Source organism: Bacillus sp. GMs2/2 (assembly GCF_050172095.1).
GTDB lineage: Bacteria > Bacillota > Bacilli > Bacillales > Bacillaceae_G > Bacillus_A > Bacillus_A cereus.
This window is the reverse complement of sequence record NZ_JBNLYE010000427.1, coordinates 1-3107: the sequence shown is the minus strand read 5'-3', so window position 1 is coordinate 3107 and position 3107 is coordinate 1. Positions and strand designations below refer to the sequence as shown.

The following is a 3107-nucleotide window of genomic DNA, read 5'->3' as shown; positions in this document are numbered from 1 at the left end:
CTATGTACTCACTAAAAGCTGTTGACGAATTAAGTAATGAAAAAGAATATACAGTTGGAACGAACACGCCTAATGATTTTATAAGAAAAACTTACTTAAAAATTCATGTGAAAGGAAAATATGTGTATTCTTACGATATTATTTCTAAAGAGGATATTCCGGAGAAAATAAGGGGACAATTGGAGATAGCAAATAAATAAAAGAGCCAATTCATACGATTTGGCTCTTTATTCTCTCTCCCATCTACCGTTTGGATAATTCTTTCGGTAGATTTATTAAATTCGTTATCATTGTTCCAATAACCATTGTTCAATTACTTTTACTGTTTCATCTCGTTGTGCTTTTGCCGTAATTAAACTCGCATTATCACCTTTTTGCTCACCATACATGCCAAAATGAGCATGATTTCCCCCTTTTATCATGTGCATAGTTGTATTCTTTGACATGAACTTTTTATTGTTCTCTATTTTTTCTACAGTTGCTAAAGCATCTACTTCCCCATAAATTGATAACATCGGAATCGATTTTGTAGAAAAGTCATCTGCAGGATACGAACCTAAGAAAATAATCCCGTCTACCTTGTCTTCATGTTGGAAGGCATACTTAGAAATCATAGCTCCTCCCATTGAATGCCCTGCAACATACCATTTTTGAACTTCCGGATACTTTTCAATTACACTGTCTACCTCATTTATTCCAAGTATCGCTAAATTTAATGGTAACTTAGGCATTACTACAAAGTGCCCATCTTTTGCAAGCGCTTCTCCTAAGTAACTATAAGCCTCAGCTTCTACTTTAGCTCCTTGATAAAAAATAACCCCTACTTTCGCATCTTTCGCTCCAAAAACGATATTATCTTCATCTTTTTTATCATCTACTAACGACAAAGCCTCTTTCGTCGGTTTATAAGTAAACTGAGACCAAGTCAAAAAAGTAAAACTTCCTATAATTAAAATAGCTAGTAAAGAGTACAGCATAATTTTTATCCATTTCTTCACAAAGATGACCTCCATAAGATGTATATATTCCATATTTCGGATTATCATTAACACACATAAAAACTCGAGCATTTTTATTGTGCTCAAGTTTTTAGTTCCGTCTTTAATTTATACTATAAATTGTCCAAGATAAATATGTAGCAAATGCAGACCATAAAAAATATGGTATTAGCAACCATGTCGATACTTTAGATAATTTGGAAGAAACCGCTATGAGAAGTAACGTAGTAATAGCGACAAGTAAACAATCTACTGTTGCTAAAAACAAATTCTTTTGGCTAAATTGAAAATAGCTGAACGCTTGATTGAATATATAATTTAAAAGGAATAAAAACCAAAATGTTTTTGGCTTGAATCCATAGTTGTTGTAAATAATTGCAACTGATAATGCAATAAGTCCAAATAATACAGCCCATATCATTCCGATTGTCATACCAGGAGGTGTCCAAGACGGCTTTTCTAACGCATCATACCAAGTACGATCAATAGGGAATAAAACACTAGAAACATAAAACAAACCATATGTTAGTAAAAATACTATAATACTAGATTTTTTCATAAACATTCTCCTTTTTACTAGAAGATTATAGAAACTTTATATGATTAGTATGTCCTTATAATGGATAAAATTCTAAATACATATTGTTTAACCTATTTCATACAAATTCTTTCATATTTTTATATGCACAAAGGGCTCTCTCTCGTGCTGCCTTATGATCAACAATCGGATAAGGATATGTATTCCCAAGTTTTATATTGGATTTTTGTAAAATATGCTCAGGTGCTTCCCAAGGTTTATGTATATATTTGTTTGGGATATCTCTTAATTCTGGTACCCATCTTCTTATATACTCTCCATTTTTATCAAACTTTTCTCCTTGTGTGATAGGATTAAAAATACGAAAGTACGGGGATGCATCTGCTCCACTTCCAGCAACCCATTGCCATCCCATTGTATTATTTGCAATATCAGCATCTAGTAGTGTATCCATAAACCATTTTGCACCTTCTTGCCACGGAATTAACAAATGCTTTACAAGAAAAGAGGCTACAGCCATTCTTGCCCGATTATGCATAAAACCGGTTTGCCATAGTTCTCGCATTCCCGCATCAATAAACGGATAACCAGTTTCACCCTTCTGCCATACTCTTAATAACTCCTCTTCCTTATTCCACGGAAAATGTTCAAAGTTTTTATTAAGAGGTTTATATACTGTAAACGGATAGTGATATAGCAAATAATAAGAAAACTCTCTCCAAATTAATTGGCGTATAAAACTAATCACTTGTTTTTCAAAAAAACTACATTGTCTTTCGGTACTTTTATTTATTAAGTAGTGATACATTAACTTCACTGATATTTGGCCAAATGAAAGATATGGCGCCAACATTGAATGAGCATTTTGATTTGGAAAATCTCTTCCTTCACTATAAGAGGCTAATTTACTAGAGAAAAATTTCTTAAATGTTTTGTATGCCCCTTCCTCTGTAGGCTCCCATATTGCTTCCATATGAGATGTCCACGGTATAGTCGGCAACAAGTGTAATTCTGAGACAGATAAGCTTGCTGGTAAAGAGCTTCCCCACTTTATACTCTGTACTCTGCTAATAGGTTTAGGTATTACCTGCTTTTGAAATGCATTGTAAAAAGGCGTAAACACCTTATATTCAGTGTTATCCTTCTTTTTTATAATCCACGGTTCTAATAATAAATGCGAATTAAATTCCTTACAAATAATACCTTTATCTTCTAATATCATTTTCATTTTTTGATTAGATTTTAACCTGTCTGGATCATAACAACTATTCCAATATACAGCCGTTATATCTAATTGTTTTATGAGAGAAAGTATTTCTTCCTGTGTATTTCCTTTGCGGATTATTAAAGTAGAGCCCAATGCCTTAAGTTGCTTTTGGACATCCATTATAGCATGGCGTAACCACCACTTTGCCGCACTTCCTATTGAAAAAGTTTCATCTTGTACATATACCGGAAGAACCCCCCCGGACTGAACAGCCTCAAATAGAGCTGGGTTATCATATAAACGAAAATCTTTTTGAAACATAACGATAATTTTGTTTTGCATGGCTATCCCCTCTTACTCTTAA

Annotated in this window: 3 protein-coding genes and 1 pseudogene; 1 reads left to right on the top strand and 3 read right to left on the bottom strand. The window is 33.3% G+C overall.

Features of this window, described 5'->3' with window-relative positions:
- Window positions 1-200, top strand: a pseudogene (locus ACQGS6_RS25525) (YxeA family protein); the annotation flags it as partial.
- Between the two features lie 87 nt (window positions 201-287).
- Here ACQGS6_RS25525 and ACQGS6_RS25520 read toward each other — a convergent pair.
- The 3 genes from ACQGS6_RS25520 to ACQGS6_RS25510 form a co-directional block, all read right to left on the bottom strand.
- Window positions 288-998: an alpha/beta hydrolase gene (locus tag ACQGS6_RS25520; protein ID WP_000758813.1), complete on the bottom strand. Its 711-nt coding sequence runs from the start codon at window positions 996-998 to the stop codon at window positions 288-290.
- A 103-nt stretch (window positions 999-1101) separates the two neighbouring features.
- On the bottom strand, window positions 1102-1557 hold the full coding sequence (locus ACQGS6_RS25515) for a TspO/MBR family protein (RefSeq protein WP_000749743.1): 456 nt from the start codon (window positions 1555-1557) through the stop codon (window positions 1102-1104).
- Between the two features lie 97 nt (window positions 1558-1654).
- On the bottom strand, window positions 1655-3085 hold the full coding sequence (locus tag ACQGS6_RS25510; protein WP_426965810.1) for a cryptochrome/photolyase family protein: 1431 nt from the start codon (window positions 3083-3085) through the stop codon (window positions 1655-1657).
- Window positions 3086-3107: the final 22 nt, after the last annotated feature.